The sequence below is a fragment of the Corynebacterium silvaticum genome (assembly GCF_002162115.2).
In the GTDB taxonomy this organism is placed as follows: Bacteria; Actinomycetota; Actinomycetes; order Mycobacteriales; family Mycobacteriaceae; genus Corynebacterium; species Corynebacterium silvaticum.
This window is the reverse complement of the sequence record NZ_CP021417.2, coordinates 347,981-363,632: the sequence shown is the minus strand read 5'-3', so window position 1 is coordinate 363,632 and position 15,652 is coordinate 347,981. Positions and strand designations below refer to the sequence as shown.

Sequence of the window (15,652 nt, the reverse complement as noted above, 5' to 3'; positions counted from 1 at the left end):
GTCAGTCTTCCTTGATTGCTCGGATAATCTTGTTGGCGTCGCTAACCCCTAGGGCCATGACCTCGGCATCGGGCAGGTCGCGCACGCCACGTTTTACGCTTTGAGCTTCCACCGGCAATCCAAAGAGGTCCTGCAGAGCGGTCTCGTAGGAAACCGCCCCAGAACTTGCCGCAAGCTCTTTGACCCGAACCGTCGGCTGGTGCAGGAGCTTATCCACGACTCGGCATATCGTGCGTTGAACTTCTTCAAAGTCGTCTTCATCCATGCCCGGGGTTCGGGTGTGCAGCCGCTCCAGCTCGGAAGCTATCAGCCCAGAAGCGTGTCGACGCAACGCCGATACCGCAGGTGCCACATCCCGAACCCGCTGCGCAGAGGTGTACGCGCTGAGTTCTTCCGCAACGATCTTTTGCGCAGCGTCATCAGCATCTTTGCCCTCAGTCTTGGCTTCATGCAGCTTCTCTATGTTAACCAGCTGCACTCCCGCGATTTCCGCAACATCATCGTTGATATCGCGTGGCATGGAGAGATCAACAAATATCAGGCCTAAGTGTTTTTCCGGTACGTCTTGAGCTGAGATCGTGTACGTGTGTGCTCCTGTCGCGGAGATAGCGATATGCACCCCGCTCAGGGCACTCCCCCGCGATGCAAAATCGACGACCTCCGCAGGAACCCCAGCTTCACGAGAATGCTCGGCCAGCCGTTCCGCTCTACTGCGGGTTCGATTGGAAAAGACGAGTCCTTCTATGCCCAATCGCCCCAGATGGGTAGCAGCCAACGAGGCCATCGCTCCGGCACCCAGCACGAGCGCTTTTTTACCACGCAGATCACTCAACCCGGCATCGGCCATTGCTTGGTCAAAGGCAAAGGAAACCATAGAAGCGCCGGCGTCGTCGATGTCGGTCTCCGTGTGCACGCGCTTGCCGGTATGCAAGGACGCCTGAACTAGACCGTGTAGAGCGGGGCCCACGGTCCCCGACTCGATAGCCTGCTGATACGCGGTGCGCACCTGACCAATAATCTGTTGTTCCCCCATCACCATCGAGTCCATGCCCGAGGCGACCACCATCATGTGTTCCGCAGCAGCATCCGCATAGCGCACATAGAGGTACCCCCGGAGGGTGTCCATGTCCACGCCGCTCATGGTGTGGAGCACTTCCACTACGTCATTGACACCCGTGTGAAAACTCGATGTCATCGCATAGACCTCTAGGCGATTACAGGTGGATATGATCATCGCCTCAGTCAGCGAAGGACGCGCAACGAGGTCGGTGGCTGTTTGGGAACGCACCTCATCGTTCATGCTCAGCCGTTCCAGGAGGGTCACTGGAGCCGACCGGTGAGACATCCCAACAACCAGCACACTCACGGACCAACCACCGCTTTCACACCGTCTACCTGGATCATCTGATCGATTTTTCTTAAAATCTTAGCTAAAAAGGCAGCGTTATCAATCTTTAGATTGATCGTTTCTTCGCCACTCTGATGCATCAACGCTAGTCAAGCGTTAAGAAAGTCACAAGAAAGCATGGACTAACTACCGAGTTCGGCAGCAAGCTCATCATTGTCCACTTCCCAACACGCAAACTCTTCGCCGTCGATGACAACGACGGGAACCCTATCACCGTATTCGGCTGCCAGTGCCCGATCCGTGTCTACGTCGATAATGCTCAATACCGCCCCGGCTGCAGCGACCACGGGGATAATCTGCTCAGCCACCCGCCGACATGAACCACATGTCTTGCGGGTCATAAGCTCCACTTCGCGCGCATTTTCTACACCAGACACAAAGAGATCACCGGCCCTTTTTACTGTTCGACACTACGATGGACTGAGACTACTCTTAAAGCTCCACCCTGTCGAAAGGCCCGATCTTCATCCGTGAGCATCTCACAACCCGATCCCACTTGGCCCCAAACCCCACAAGAATTCTTGGCCGGCTGGTCCACCTCCCGTGGCAACCTTCGCCGCTTCTTTGAGGAACACGCACTTCCGCCTATCGACGCCCAGGCGCAGCGCGAAGCCGGAGAGGCTGCTGCGGCCCTCGCCGCTGCCGAAATCTACGGGATTGAGTTGGATGAATACACCTCCGGGTTGGAGTCTGTCTCAGGATCATTCGAGGCCGCTGGCGCTACGCACGTCACCAGCCCAGACCCCAGCATCCCGCAAGACTTTGGTGCCGCCGCCTTCTTTGACATCGACAATACGTTGATCCAAGGCTCTTCCCTGGTTGTCTTTGCTCTCGGGCTGGCCAAAAAACGTTATTTTAAGTTCAGCGAGATCCTTCCCATGGCGTGGAAACAGATCAAATTCCGAGTCACGGGCGCAGAAAACGCAGCGGACGTGGCCGAGGGGCGCAAACAGGCGCTTGAATTTATTAAAGGTCGCCGCGTGGACGAGCTGGTTGAGCTCTGCGAAGAAATCGTGGGCAACAATATGAGTGAAAAGCTCTGGCCGGGAACCAAGTCCCTCGCGGATCAGCATATTGCTGCGGGCCAACAGGTCTGGCTTGTGAGCGCCACCCCCGTCCAGCTAGCGCAATCTCTGGCCAAGCGACTTGGCTTTACCGGGGCTTTGGGCACTGTCGCCGAGGTCAAAGATGGTGTCTTCACCGGAAGACTGGTCGGCGATATTTTGCATGGCCCCGGCAAATTGCACGCAGTTGCAGCGCTCTCCACCATTGAGCGGCTCGACCTCAGCCGATGCACCGCCTACTCCGACTCCATCAACGATGTTCCTATGCTCTCCATGGTGGGAACCGCGGTAGCCATTAACCCGGATCGCCCGCTAGCCAAGGTGGCTAAGCAGCACGGCTGGGAGATGCATGACTACCGCAGCCTGCGCAAAGCTATGCGAACCTACGGTCTGCCAGCCCTGATCACCGCAGCGTTTAGCCTCGGCGGTTGGAAAGCGTGGCGACGCTAATCCCGTTTCCCCTTCTCCGGTGTCCGAAGAATATAGATCACCAGTCCGACCGCAATAATTCCTAGCACGATCAACACCGACGTCAGATTGCTCACGTTAACTGCTACGTCGAGCACCCATGCTTGGATTGCGGACTGGGTTTCAATACTGAGGAGCCCCGGCAAACCAGTCGTGGCATGAGTGAACATAAAGACTAATCCGATGATCACAAAAATCACGCCGGAGATCATCGACATGGTGTTGAGTTTTAACCGACCCACGTTCACGATCTTGCCTCCTAGCGCTCCGCGAGGAATGCGTTCCCAGAACAGCGCCAGTATCACCAGGGGAACGACCATCCCCAAGGCATAGCAGCCTAGGACGAGGGCACCATACGAGCTTGATGCACTCACGACTGCAGTCGTGAGCACCGCACCGAGCAATGGGCCCGCACAGAATCCCGAGAACCCATAAGCCGCGCCGAGCAAAAAGACAGAGAGCCATCCTTGTCCGCGCACCCGGCCCGCCAATCCAGAGAGACCTGGCAGGGATATGCCGCCGCCGAAAAAGGTGAAAATGCCCAGGGCTACGATCACGATTCCGCCGCCGAGGATCAACGTTTCACGGTGCAGCGCCAAAAATCCACCGAGCCGTCCTGCAGCGGTTCCCACCGGCACCAACACAGCCGCTAGTCCAAGGAAGAACACGCCTGTCCGTGCCATGATCTGCGAGGATCGTTGGAACGCATAGGCAAAGAACGCCGGAAGCAGCAGCGCAGAACACGGACTCAGCAGCGCTAGGATTCCGCCCAGGAATGCGCCAAGTAATCCAATATCAGACACGTGGAACGGCAACCTCTCCATCTGCGACCTTGGCTAATTCCGCCTCGATAGCGCGGACAAAGACTTCAGTGGGTTGTGCGCCGGAGACGTATTGGGTTCCCACGACAAAGCCGGGAGTTCCGTTGATCCCCAACGAGCCAGCGTATTCGCGTGCCTTGTTCACCACGGAGTCGTAGGTGCTATCGGTGGCTTCTCGGCTAAAACGCGCCATGTCTTTCACGCCTGCCTGCCGAGCGAATTCCTCAAAGTTGGCCAACTTATTTTCAGGGTGTCCCTTGACGGTTTTGCTGGCCTGGAAAAGTGCGCTGCGGAACTCGTTGAATTTGCCCTGAGCGGCGGCAGCTCGGCCAGCCTTAGCAGCCGAGACAGCATCGGGGCCGTTAACTGGCAGGTCATTCCATTCGATACGAACGAGGCCCTTGTCAACGTATTCCTTGATGATCGTCGGCTCGGTCTCGTTAGACCACTTTGCGCAGAAAGGGCACTCAAAATCGGAGTATTCCGAGATCACGACGGGTGCGTCGAGCGCGCCGAGCGCAAAAGGATCCTTTGCGTTTCGACGATGCACATTAAGGATATCTTCCGCTGATTTCAGTTCTTTTCCGGGACCATAGATCATGGCGTCATAAGAACCGTTTGCCAGTGTGACGGGGCCATCAGTCTTTGTACCCGGCGTTACCCGGGAAGAACCGGTCTTACCCGTAAAGCCTGGCGGCAAGGAAGGCCCTGCAGATTCTTGTGAAGTGCCTGCTTTGTTCGCAGAGGTACCCTCGTTTTTCGTGGCAGAGCCACGGCCCAAGGTATAAGCGCCAATGCCAACGATGAGAAGAATGACGATAAGCAGCGCCACAACCGCTGGACGCTTTGCTGAAAACATAAAGTTAGGGCTCCTTTTGTTGTGAAAAACCTTTTTACACCATAACAAAACCGCCCAGGGTAATCCCTGGGCGGTGAATGCTTTATTTACCGAGCTTTCTACGCTGAACGCGAGTACGGCGCAGCAACTTGCGGTGCTTCTTCTTGGACATGCGCTTGCGGCGCTTCTTGATGACAGAACCCATAACGGTTTCCCTCGCTTTATTGATCGGTGTACGTACTTCCCTGTCAGAAGCCCCACGGTCTCTTTTGCAATGCATACGCGGCCGAAGTGCACATCCGCCCGCGCAGGGTTACTGCCTGTCATGCGAGGGCGCTGACCCTCACTAGACATGCGGCAACCGCCGGTTGGGGCTGTTGTCTGACACGAATGGTCACAATAATACCGACGCTCACACCAGAGACCAAAAACGCCCCCATGAGTCACAAAAATAACGAGGGGCAGTCGCCCCAGAAATACTGGTGGAAACTACCCCTCGGCAAAGCTCTCAAGATGCTTATCCCACGTCGTAGTAGGAGGCATCCAGGTACTCGTTAACAGCCTTTTCGTGCACGCGGAAGCTGCGCCCCACGCGAACTGCCGGAAGCTCACCAGAGTGAACCAACCGATAAACGGTCATTTTAGATACGCGCATAATCTCCGCGACCTCGGCGACTGTCAAAAAAGTGCCATTATCTTCTCTAGCCATAATTTATCTAACCCTTCAGCAAGTCGCGCGCTGCAGGCTTCCCCTCCTACAGAACGAACACGCACGTGCTTAACAAAGCTTAGCGTGAAACGTGTGACACTTGCGACCCACCTGTTAATTTATTTCCCCAAACGCAACATAAGTCACGTAAATACCCTCCCCTCCCCAGTGGAAACAACTGGTCACAGGCGAAACATCAAAACCCCAACCCTCAAGTACAGGTTCAGTGAAAAGGGGAAAGCTAAAGGGGTAGAAGACTACTTCTACCCCTTTAGCTTGGAGCGACTTAGCCGAGCTCACCGTTTCGCTTCGCAGCAGCCTCAGCTGCGCGATACACCATTCCCCGCAAGCCGCTTTCCTCCAGCTCACGGATAGCTGCAATCGTGGTACCCGCCGGTGAACAGACGTTAGCGCGCAATTGCGTAGGCTCCTCCCCGGTTTCCTTGAGCATTGCGGCCGCACCATAAAACGCATTGACTGCCAGCTCCTTGGCTTGGTCCCGATTCAGTCCCAGGTGCACGCCGGCGTCGATAAGCGCCTCAGCAAAGAGGAATACGTATGCAGGCGAAGAACCCGACAGCGCAATAACAGTATCTAAATCAGACTCTTCTATCAACGTGACGTTGCCAACGGTCTCAAGCAGCTTGCACACCTGTTCCACCGCGGACTGATCCGCGAAACGACCAGGGGCGACCGCCGAATTTCCTTTGCCTACCAGCATCGGAGTGTTAGGCATAACGCGAATCACGGGCGAGCCAGCCGCCAAGATTTCTTCGATAGCCGCGGTGCTTACGCCTGCCGCCATCGAGACCACGGTGGTGTTGGAGTTGTTATCGACCGCGTCCGCGATCTCCTCGACCACATTAATAATCTGCTTTGGTTTGACGCATAAAAATACAACGTCAACCTCGTCAACGGCAGGAATATTCTCCGTAAAAGATACGACGCCGTACTTTTCTTTCAGAGCCTGACCGTGCTCCGCGTTCCTGTTGGTGACGTTGATATTTTTAGGGTTCATCCCCGCAGCAATAAGCCCTGAGATAAGGGCTTCGCCGATCTTGCCGCCACCAATCACTGCAATTGAAGTCATGGCGACCACTCTGCCACGCTCGCCGCACCAACAGCAAAAGCGAAGGGCTGGCGGAAGATTGCTCTCCACCAGCCCTTAAAAGCCTATGTACAGGGATTAAGACACGAGCAGCGGGCCAAACGTCATGACCAGACCAGCGACGCCTGCAAGAATCATGGACTCGCGATCCCGCTCCGTGCGCAATGCATGAACGACGCCAACGATAGCTCCGGTCACGGCCACAGCCAATGCTGCCACGATCGCTTTACTCAGAGCACCCCAAAGCTGCTGGAAGCCTAGGAAAATGACAACACCCAGGACGATTCCCGCCAAAGCCATGAAGATGACTCCCATGGCAGAGATCTGTTCCTCTTCTTCGTCTTCCTCGTAGTATTCGTCGTATTCGTCATACTCGTCGTCGAATTCTTCTGCGTCTTCATAGTCTTCGTAGTCATCTTCTACGTCATAAAACGCTTCGTCCTCGTCTTCGACAACCGCAAATGTGCTGGTCTCTTCAGCGGCATTGACGGGTTCCGCAGGAGGAGTATCTGCAACCTCGGCAGGCGCTACAGCTGCCATACCAAGGGAGTCAGCGGCAACCTGCACCGCTTCACTGTCCGAATCCTTTGAGACCGCGGGGAAAGAATCAGTGGTCAGGCGAACCGGATCTTTCTCATCCACAACACTCAGAACAATGGTTTGTTCCTTGCTGGGGGTCTCTGCCACGGGTGCTTCTGGCCCAACAGGCGTTTCCACATTATTAGCGGCGAGAAGCTCCTCAGCCTGGGTTGCAGCTTGCCGTTCCTGAGTCTTCTCCGACTGCCCCTTGACCGCGTTAAACGCGGCATCACGTTTTATTGCCTGAGTACGGGAAGTCGTGGGGAATGCGTCCGCGAACGGGGCAGGATCATGGGAGGCAGGGTCTGTAAAAGCCGCAGGTTGCGTGCGAGAGCCTTGTGCAACGCTATCCGGTTCTCCCGTGCTAGACGACGCGGCAGAGGAAGCAGGGACGTCGATAGGCTGGCTGGAGTGCTTCGACTCGGCGGGCTTAGCGGCCACCTTAGGAATGCTGCCAGTCAGCTCCGCAACGGAAATGCCCCCATCTTCCAGGTTGTGGCGTCGACGTCGCGGAGTTTCGGAGCTACCGCCGTTTTTGCCGGAACGCGCCAATAGTTCCGCAACGGTGAGTTGTTTCTCGCTCATCTCTCCTACTTCTCTACTAAAAGGGTTTCCTTTGGCACAATACCCTGTTCTATACGCCGAAGTATGACGCCTTCACGGAGTGCCCACGGGCAAATTTCTAAATGTTCAATTCCCAACGCCCTCATAGCAGCTTCTGCGACAAGCGCCCCCGCTACAATCTGCTGCGATCTATTCGCGCTCACGCCTTCCAGCTCTGCCCGGTCTGCGGCCGTCATCCTAGAGATAAAAGCAATCAGTTGTCGCAGGCCAGGAGCACTAAGCTCGCGCTTGACAAAGGGGCCAGCGGAAGAAGGAGCTGCGCCGGTGAGGCGACCTAAGGTGCGAAAAGTTTTCGAGGTTCCCACAGCCAGACGCGCCTCACCATAGGACTTCAGTGTTTTTGCACTCTCAACCAACTCAGCATCGATAAAATCACGCAGAAGGTTGATCTTCTTACGCTCAGGGGGATCCGTATCAAACCAATTGTGGGTAAGACGAGCGGCACCGAGGTCTAGGGAGAAAGCCGCGTCCGGGTTCTCGTTCTCCCCCGTCGACATTTCTAGCGATCCGCCACCAATATCCAGATTAATAATCCGTCCGGCCGACCATCCATACCAACGCCGTACGGCAAGGAAAGTCAGTCTCGCTTCATCCCTTCCGGAGAGTACTTCAAGGTTGACCCCCGTATGCTTAGCGACCTCCGCAAGCACCTCATCAGAATTAGTTGCTGAACGCACCGCGGACGTAGCAAAGGGCATGAGCTCTTCACACCCAAGTTGCTCGGCTAATGCAGCAGCTTCCGCCACCGAGGCCACGAGCTTATCCACCCCAGCAGCGGTAATGGCACCCTTTTTGTCCAGGTACCCCACCAGCTTTAAGGTGGTTTTCCAGTCACTCATCGGAGTCGGGCGACCACCCTGTTGGGCATCCACCGCCACCAAGTGAACCGTGTTGCTTCCCACGTCCAATACACCTAATCGCACTACTCCAGGGTAGACCGTATAGCCTGTCCAGTGTGAATGACCCCAAAACCACTCCCGAATCTGCTCCAGTGCATCTTGGTTTCCCCGAGTTTTCGCCGGCTGCAGAATCGATCCGACGCGGCGATGAATTAGCGCCGGATTTTCCGCGCCAATGGTTTGAGTTCACCAATCCGGAAGACCCGATGCATCAGTTCAGCATCGACCTCACCTGGATCGAATCCACATATTCCTGCGCCTTTGGCACTGAATCATGCAAAGGCATCGACGCATCCCTTCCTTCCGTAGGATGCTGCGGGCACGGAGCCTATCTCTCCGACGACGAGGACCGCGAACAGCTGTTGCAGGCCGTGTCGCAGATGCCCGCGCGCTATTGGCAGCTGCGCCCAGAAGAAACTGACGCTTTTATTTCCGCCGACGACCCCGCAGAGACAGAACCTTGGCTGGTGTGGGATGAGCTAGACGACGACAACGGCGAACCAGAACCAGCACTGAAAACCACAGTGGTCGACGGCGCATGCATCTTTGCCAACCGCAAGGGCTGGCCCACCGGCACCGGCTGCGCGATTCATCAATGGGCGCTCGATGCAGGCCGCGATCTCACGGTGGTCAAACCGGAAGTATGCTGGCAGCTCCCGTTACGCAGACTCGAAGCATATGAAGAGCGTGCCGACGGCGTAGAGATCCTACGCACCACGATCACAGAATATGAACGGCGTGGTTGGGGCAACGGCGGCGAAGACTTTGACTGGTACTGCACCACCGCACCGGCATGCCACGACAACTCCGACCCCTTGTGGGTGACTCATGAGGCGGAGCTCAGAGCACTCATGGGAGACCCCTCATACGAGTTTTTAGCGCACATATGCCGCACGCGGGATACCGCCCGACGCAGCGGCGTTCCCGCAAGCATTTTTAGCCCGCATCCGGCTAGCGTAGCTGCGGGCGCTCGCCCACAGGCCACATCCTAATCTTCGAACTTGTAGCCCAATCCCCGCACTGTAACCAGATGCTTAGGGGAAGAAGGCTCTTCTTCAATCTTGGATCGCAGGCGCTTGACGTGAACGTCCAGCGTCTTGGTGTCTCCCACGTAATCTGCGCCCCAGATGCGGTCGATAAGCTGGCCCCTCGTGAGGACCCGCCCGGAGTTGCGCATGAGGTATTCCAGCAGGTCGAACTCTTTTAGCGGCATAGAAATGCTTTCTCCTGCCACGGTGACCGTATGGCGTTCCACGTCCATGCGTACGCGACCACCGCCGAGGATATCGTCGCCGTCTTCCTCGTAATCTGCTACTTGTTGCTCGCCGCCGCGTCGCAACACTGCCCGGATTCGCGCAATGAGTTCTCGCGCCGAATAAGGCTTGGTCACATAATCGTCTGCGCCAAGTTCCAGGCCCACGACCTTGTCTATCTCAGAGTCACGGGCGGTCACCATAATCACTGGGACGCTCGACACCTTGCGCAACCGCTTGCACACATCGGTTCCAGACATGCCAGGCAGCATGAGATCGAGCAAAACAATGTCGATGTCGTTCTTCTCAAATTCCACTAGGGCTGTGGGGCCATCGCCTGCGACTACCACCTCAAACCCTTCTTTGCGCAATAAAAACGCCAGCGGATCGGCGAGGGACTCTTCATCTTCAACTAGAAGAATAGTAATCATTTAGGCCTTGTCCTTTCGGCGAGAGTCCCCACGAGGCACGCTGGGGTGAAGCAACAATTCTGAATCCGATTCGGCATCGACGGAATCTGCAGGCGCAGATTCCTCGGGGTGATAGATCGGCAAGTCAATGGTAAACGTCGACCCGGTCCCGGGGCGCGACCACAGCTTCACATCCCCCCCATGGTTAGCAGCAACATGCTTAACAATAGCCAGGCCCAAACCGGTTCCTCCGGTAGAGCGCGACCGCGCCTTATCCACCCGGAAGAACCGCTCAAAAACTCGACTTTGGTTTTCCGGGGAGATACCAATACCGCTGTCGATGACGCGGATGAGCACGAGCTCGTCGAAAAGCACTTTGGTGGTCACCGATACCGGCATCGCATTCGGAGAATAATTAATAGCGTTGCTGATGAGGTTGGACACTGCCGTGACCAAAAGGCTTCTATCGCCCATCACTTCAACGCCGCACTTCTTCCCCCGCGTCAACTCAATGCCCGCGTTCTCGGCGGCAAGGTGGTTCCGGCTCAAGGCTTCGTCGATGATCTCGTCCACCGCGACTGGTTGCAGATCAGGCAGTGCCTCCGCACCCTGCAGCTTGGACAAGGAGATCAGCTCATTAATCATGTCTGCAAGCCGATGCGCCTCTTTTTGCAGACGCTTACCAAAGTACTCAACCTGCTCTTGATCATCTGAGCCTTGCGTTATTGCTTCAGCCAGCAAAGCCATGCCCCCCACCGGGGTTTTCAGCTCATGAGACACATTGGCCACAAAGTCCCGCCGCGCAGCCTCCATGCGCTGATTCTCTGATTCATCGGTGCTAAAAACGATCACGTAGCGGTCATCCACCAGGGTCAGGGGTTTCACCATCGCCCGCACCGACGTGATGCGCGTACGCCTATCCGCAATGGCCAACTCCAGGGAGTGGGTTTCCCGATCCTCAAAGACCTCTTGAGAAAGCGCCCAAATGTCAGGGTTCAGGCTTCTCTCATGCACAATCCCCATGTCATGGGCACGGGCATTAGACAAAAGGACACTGCCGGTACGATCCACCACCGTGACTCCCGTGGGCGATCCCTGCACAGCCAAGTGCAGCATTTGACCAACGGTGGTCACCTGGTTGGCGTGGGCGCCCGCGAGCGACCGATGGTAGCGCCCCGAGCGGCCTTGGACCCACTTAAACGCGGGTAGGGCGAGGCCCATAAGAGCCGCGCCCAATACGAAAGCTAGTAAAACATTCACTAGCTCACCATCGTAACCTGTTATTTGCCGCCTTGTGCAGCAACCGCCGCAGCGCCTGCTGCCGCTGCCTCTGGATCAAGGTAAGTACCACCCGGATTAAGGACCTTTCCGTCCTGGTCAAGCTCGTATACCAGCGGAATTCCGGTAGGAATATTCAGCTCAGCAATATCTGCATCCGAGATATTGTCGAGGTGCTTGACCAATGCACGCAAGGAATTGCCATGCGCTGCGATAAGGACAGTCTCGCCCTTCTTTGCTCGCGGCAAAATTTCCTCTTCAAAGTAAGGCACAAAACGATCCACGACGTCTTTCAGGCATTCCGTGCGCGGCACCTGGGGAAGATCCGCGTAGCGAGGATCATTGGCCTGGGAGAACTCGCTTGAATCCTCCAGCTCCGGAGGAGGGGTGCCATAAGAACGACGCCATTCCATGAACTGATCTGCGCCGTACTTCTCTTTGGTCTCAGCCTTGTTCAGGCCCTGCAGCGCACCATAGTGACGCTCGTTGAGACGCCAGTCGCGTACAACAGGAATCCAATGGCGATCTGCCGCGTTAAGCGCGATGTTGGCGGTGCGGATTGCACGACGAAGAAGCGACGTATACACAACAGTTGGCAGAACATCCTGCTGCTTCAGCATCTCGCCGCCACGCTTGGCCTCGGCCTCGCCTTGCTCGGTAAGGTTAACGTCCACCCAACCAGTGAATTGGTTGGAGGCGTTCCACTCGCTTTGTCCGTGACGGAGAAGAATCAGTTTTCCGATAGTCATAGTGCTCAGTTTGCCACGAAAATGTCCGCCCGGCAGCGATCACACTAAAATGTGGGATTGTTTACACTTATGTCCGAGCGGACTTTATCGTAGTGGCGGCCTCTATGCGGAGAATCCTTATCGCTTACCCTTCCGCATGGCGCTCTTTACATTCATCAACATCAATAGTGAGCGCGGCCTCATAGACTTCTTCCAGCTTCTCCGCAGAGGCAGCCCACGTAAAGTTCGCAGCGTGGCGCACTGCTTCCTCACCCATCTGGATCCGCAATGCATCGTCGTCAAGCAGCTGCGCCAGTGCATCCGCCCAGATTTCCGGCGCGTGGCCGTCGACAAGCAACCCAGTCTCCCCATCGGACACCGCAATCGGCAGACCACCCACCCGAGCCGCAACCACCGGCGTTCCGCTCGCCTGGGCCTCCATAGCAACAAGCCCAAACGACTCGTTATATGAAGGCACCGCAACAATATCCGCTGCCTGATAGATAGAGACCAGCTCTTCCGGCGGACGCGGGTCAAGGAACCGCACTCGCTTACCCAACCCCAAACGCCGACTCAATTCAATGTAATGTTCGACGGTCGCCGCGGCACCAGAGGGACCACCACAAAAAATAACCCGAAGTTCACGTTCAGGATCACGGCGTATCAGTTCAGCCACAGCAGCAAGCAATACTTGTGGCCCCTTAAACTCCTGCAGCCTTCCCACAAAAGCAATGACCTTGATATGCAAAGGAATTCCCAAACACCGTCGAGATACCTCCGTATTACGCTGCGTACCCGGCGTAAAAAGGGAAATATCCGTGCCCGGCGCGATCACCGCCACCTTATCCGGCAGCGCATCATAATGACGGATAAGGTCGCTGGTTTCTTCTGGGGTGTTCACCACTAAAATATCCGCGTTATCCACTAGTTGCTGTTCACAAATCCGGCGAGCTTCCGACTCACGCATGTCAGAGGTTGAGCTATAGAAATTCTTCACCGCCGCCAGCGTATGAGCAGTATGAACCAGCGGAATCTCCCAAAGATCGCGCAACAGCCACCCCACCTGACCGGACAGCCAATAATGGCTATGCACTACGTCGTAGGTCAGCGCATTGCACTTAACAAACTGCACTATTCCGCCCGCGAATGCCGCCAGCTGGGTAGGCAGCTCTTCCTTAGACAACCCTTCATAGGGACCCGCCACGATGTTAATAACCCGAAGGCCTGGCTCTACATCGACGACCTCCCCGTGGCCGAGGCGCGTCGCCCGCGTAAAAACGTCCACGTCTAGCCCACGACGCGCCAGTTCCCGCGCTATCGACAAAACATAAACGTTCATTCCACCGGCATCGCCGCTACCCGGCTGCTGCAGCGGCGATGTATGCATCGAAATCATGGCTATACGCATAACGATCATTCTAAGAGGAGAACGTCGTCTGCGTTTGTGTTGGTAGCGCTGTGAGGTGTTGCTATGCCACTGCCAGCATGTCACCCTATGTCGCCTTGCACCTTTTCCTATTGTTTAGATCACTCTTTTATATGAATGCTTGGAGTATCACTTGAATGTCATATTGTGACTCTAGCCATTTGCTTTAGGCGCAATTCATCAAAGATATACGCCCCTCCCCGCCTCACAAATCCATAACATTTCCAAAATCACCAGCTTATGGATTCCCCCAGTACTCAAACATGAGGCTATGCTCGTATTAAAACTTACCGGTGTGTAAAGTTAATCCAACGTCGAAGGGACATCATGTCAGCATTTGAGACCAAAGCGTGGCTACAGTACTACCCCAGCTGGACACCTCACAGTCTTGATTATGGAGATACCACTCTCCTTGATATTTATGACAACAACTTGGCCATCAACGCCGACAAACCTGCCACCTATTTCTTTGGCAAGCGCCAGAGCTATGCCGAATTGGATAAGCAGGTACGCAGCGCGGCCGCAGGCCTCCGAGCACTTGGTGTCCGCGCCGGCGACCGCGTAGCCATTTGTCTCCCCAACTGTCCGCAGCACGTCGCTGCGCATTATGCGGTACTCAAGCTTGGGGCAATCGTCGTTGAGCACAACCCCCTTTACACAGCACATGAGCTAGAAGCGCCGTTCACCGACCACGGTGCACGCGTGGCCATTGTGTGGGATAAGGCCGCACCGACGCTGGAGAAACTACGACGCACCACCCCGCTAGAAACCATCGTGTCCGTCAATATGATCGACGCAATGCCGCCACTGCAAAAATATGCGCTCAAGCTGCCGATTCCCGCCTTGATGAAAAAGCGCGATGCAATCACCGCGCCAGCGCCCAATACCATCCCCTGGCAGATCCTCACCGGTACCGCACTCGGTGGCCAGGGCGAAGATATCGTCTCCTGCCCCGAAGTAACCAAAGACTCTGTGGCACTCATCCTGTACACCTCAGGCACCACGGGCGCGCCCAAGGGCGCTCAGCTTACCCACGGTGGCCTCTTTGCCAACCTCCTGCAAGGCAAAGCCTGGATCCAGGGGCTGGGAGATCAAGATGAACGACTCCTCGGCGCCATCCCAATGTTCCATGCTTACGGCGTTACCATCGTCCTCAACCTGGCGTTTTACATCGGCGGAGAGATGGTGTTGCTGCCAGCACCGCAGATCCCGCTGATCATGAAGATCATGAAGAAGGAGCCCGTTACGTGGGTTCCCGGCGTCCCCACCCTGTACCAAAAGATCGCCGAGGCAGCCGAGAAATCCGGCATCTCCATCTCCAGCGTCCGCAATTCCTTCTCCGGCGCTTCCGCACTGCCGGTGGATACCGTCGCATACTGGGAAAAGCTCACGAGCGGCCTGCTTGTCGAGGGCTACGGACTCACCGAGACGTCTCCCGTTATCGTCGGAAACCCCATGACCTCAGACCGCCGTCCTGGTTACGTGGGAATCCCCTTCCCCGACACCGAAGTTCGCATCGCAAACCCTGAGAACCTCGACGAGACGATGCCCGACGGGCAGGAAGGCGAAATCCTGGTTCGCGGCCCCCAGGTGTTTGCCGGTTACCTCAACCAGCCCGAGGCCACCGCGAATAGCTTCCACAAAGATTGGTACCGCACGGGCGACGTCGGCATCATGGAAGAAGACGGCTTCATCCGCCTTGTTGCTCGCATCAAGGAAATCATCATTACCGGAGGCTTCAATGTGTATCCGGCAGAGGTAGAAGATGTTCTTCGCCAGCACCCTGATGTCCTCGATGCCGCCGTTGTTGGACTCCCGCGTAGCGACGGCTCCGAGTCCGTTGTCGCCGCAATCACCCTCAACGAGGGCGCAGCCCTTGACCCCGAGGGGCTTAAGGATCACTGCCGCGGAAACCTCACCCGTTACAAAGTGCCGCGCACCTTCTACCACTTTGAAGAGCTCGCTAAGGACCAGCTTGGAAAGATCCGCCGCCGCGAGGTGCAGGCAGAACTGATCCAGAAGCTCAAGAAGTAACGCGA

16 protein-coding genes are annotated in these 15,652 nt (G+C 56.2%); 3 read left to right on the top strand and 13 right to left on the bottom strand.

Features of this window, described 5'->3' with window-relative positions; translation table 11 throughout:
* Position 1: 1 nt before the first annotated feature.
* Complete coding sequence (locus tag CBE74_RS14095; protein ID WP_087453331.1) at positions 2-1,366, bottom strand: glutamyl-tRNA reductase; 1,365 nt, start codon at positions 1,364-1,366, stop codon at positions 2-4.
* 164 nt (positions 1,367-1,530) lie between these two features.
* A complete protein-coding gene (locus CBE74_RS14090; protein WP_087453330.1) occupies positions 1,531-1,785 on the bottom strand; it encodes a glutaredoxin family protein in 255 nt (84 codons plus the stop codon).
* A 93-nt stretch (positions 1,786-1,878) separates the two neighbouring features.
* Here CBE74_RS14090 and CBE74_RS14085 point away from each other — a divergent pair, with 93 nt between their 5' ends.
* Positions 1,879-2,922, top strand: coding sequence for an HAD-IB family hydrolase (locus CBE74_RS14085; protein ID WP_087453329.1), 1,044 nt, complete (start codon positions 1,879-1,881; stop codon positions 2,920-2,922).
* On the opposite strand, the gene CBE74_RS14080 is transcribed toward CBE74_RS14085, so the two are convergent.
* The 7 genes from CBE74_RS14080 to CBE74_RS14050 all read right to left on the bottom strand — a co-directional run bounded on the left by CBE74_RS14080 (position 2,919) and on the right by CBE74_RS14050 (position 8,542).
* Positions 2,919-3,743 carry a cytochrome c biogenesis CcdA family protein gene (locus tag CBE74_RS14080; protein ID WP_087453328.1) on the bottom strand — a complete coding sequence of 275 codons (825 nt, stop codon included), beginning with the start codon at positions 3,741-3,743 and terminating at the stop codon, positions 2,919-2,921. The genes CBE74_RS14085 and CBE74_RS14080 overlap by 4 nt on opposite strands.
* The gene (locus tag CBE74_RS14075) at positions 3,736-4,620 is read right to left on the bottom strand and encodes a DsbA family protein (RefSeq protein ID WP_087453327.1); all 885 of its coding nucleotides are present in this window, start codon (positions 4,618-4,620) and stop codon (positions 3,736-3,738) included. The genes CBE74_RS14080 and CBE74_RS14075 overlap by 8 nt, the downstream gene beginning before the upstream one ends.
* Before the next feature lie 82 nt (positions 4,621-4,702).
* Complete coding sequence (locus tag CBE74_RS14070) at positions 4,703-4,804, bottom strand: 30S ribosomal protein bS22 (RefSeq protein WP_003402602.1); 102 nt, start codon at positions 4,802-4,804, stop codon at positions 4,703-4,705.
* A 312-nt stretch (positions 4,805-5,116) separates the two neighbouring features.
* Positions 5,117-5,308, bottom strand: coding sequence for a helix-turn-helix domain-containing protein (locus CBE74_RS14065; RefSeq protein WP_013241124.1), 192 nt, complete (start codon positions 5,306-5,308; stop codon positions 5,117-5,119).
* 286 nt (positions 5,309-5,594) lie between these two features.
* Entirely contained in the window at positions 5,595-6,398 is an 804-nt protein-coding gene (proC, locus tag CBE74_RS14060; RefSeq protein ID WP_087453326.1) for a pyrroline-5-carboxylate reductase, read from the bottom strand.
* 96 nt (positions 6,399-6,494) lie between these two features.
* Entirely contained in the window at positions 6,495-7,580 is a 1,086-nt protein-coding gene (locus CBE74_RS14055; protein WP_087453325.1) for a DUF2157 domain-containing protein, read from the bottom strand.
* A 5-nt stretch (positions 7,581-7,585) separates the two neighbouring features.
* The gene (locus CBE74_RS14050) at positions 7,586-8,542 is read right to left on the bottom strand and encodes a Ppx/GppA family phosphatase (protein WP_087453324.1); all 957 of its coding nucleotides are present in this window, start codon (positions 8,540-8,542) and stop codon (positions 7,586-7,588) included.
* 32 nt (positions 8,543-8,574) lie between these two features.
* On the opposite strand from CBE74_RS14050, the gene CBE74_RS14045 reads away from it, so the two are divergent.
* Positions 8,575-9,510, top strand: a complete 936-nt coding sequence (locus CBE74_RS14045; protein WP_087453323.1) for a DUF3109 family protein — start codon at positions 8,575-8,577, stop codon at positions 9,508-9,510.
* On the opposite strand, the gene CBE74_RS14040 is transcribed toward CBE74_RS14045, so the two are convergent.
* The 4 genes from CBE74_RS14040 to mshA form a co-directional block, all read right to left on the bottom strand.
* Positions 9,507-10,202, bottom strand: a complete 696-nt coding sequence (locus tag CBE74_RS14040; RefSeq protein WP_087453322.1) for a response regulator transcription factor — start codon at positions 10,200-10,202, stop codon at positions 9,507-9,509. The two genes, CBE74_RS14045 and CBE74_RS14040, sit on opposite strands and share 4 nt — an antisense overlap.
* The gene (locus tag CBE74_RS14035; RefSeq protein ID WP_087453321.1) at positions 10,203-11,441 is read right to left on the bottom strand and encodes a sensor histidine kinase; all 1,239 of its coding nucleotides are present in this window, start codon (positions 11,439-11,441) and stop codon (positions 10,203-10,205) included.
* Positions 11,442-11,461: 20 nt separating this feature from the next.
* Positions 11,462-12,208 (bottom strand): phosphoglyceromutase, encoded by a 747-nt coding sequence (locus CBE74_RS14030; protein ID WP_087453320.1) that lies wholly within the window; start codon positions 12,206-12,208, stop codon positions 11,462-11,464.
* A gap of 124 nt (positions 12,209-12,332) precedes the next feature.
* Positions 12,333-13,595 (bottom strand): D-inositol-3-phosphate glycosyltransferase, encoded by a 1,263-nt coding sequence (gene mshA / locus CBE74_RS14025; protein WP_420043055.1) that lies wholly within the window; start codon positions 13,593-13,595, stop codon positions 12,333-12,335.
* A gap of 345 nt (positions 13,596-13,940) precedes the next feature.
* On the opposite strand from mshA, the gene CBE74_RS14020 reads away from it, so the two are divergent.
* Positions 13,941-15,647 carry a long-chain-fatty-acid--CoA ligase gene (locus CBE74_RS14020; RefSeq protein WP_087453318.1) on the top strand — a complete coding sequence of 569 codons (1,707 nt, stop codon included), beginning with the start codon at positions 13,941-13,943 and terminating at the stop codon, positions 15,645-15,647.
* Positions 15,648-15,652 lie beyond the last annotated feature (5 nt).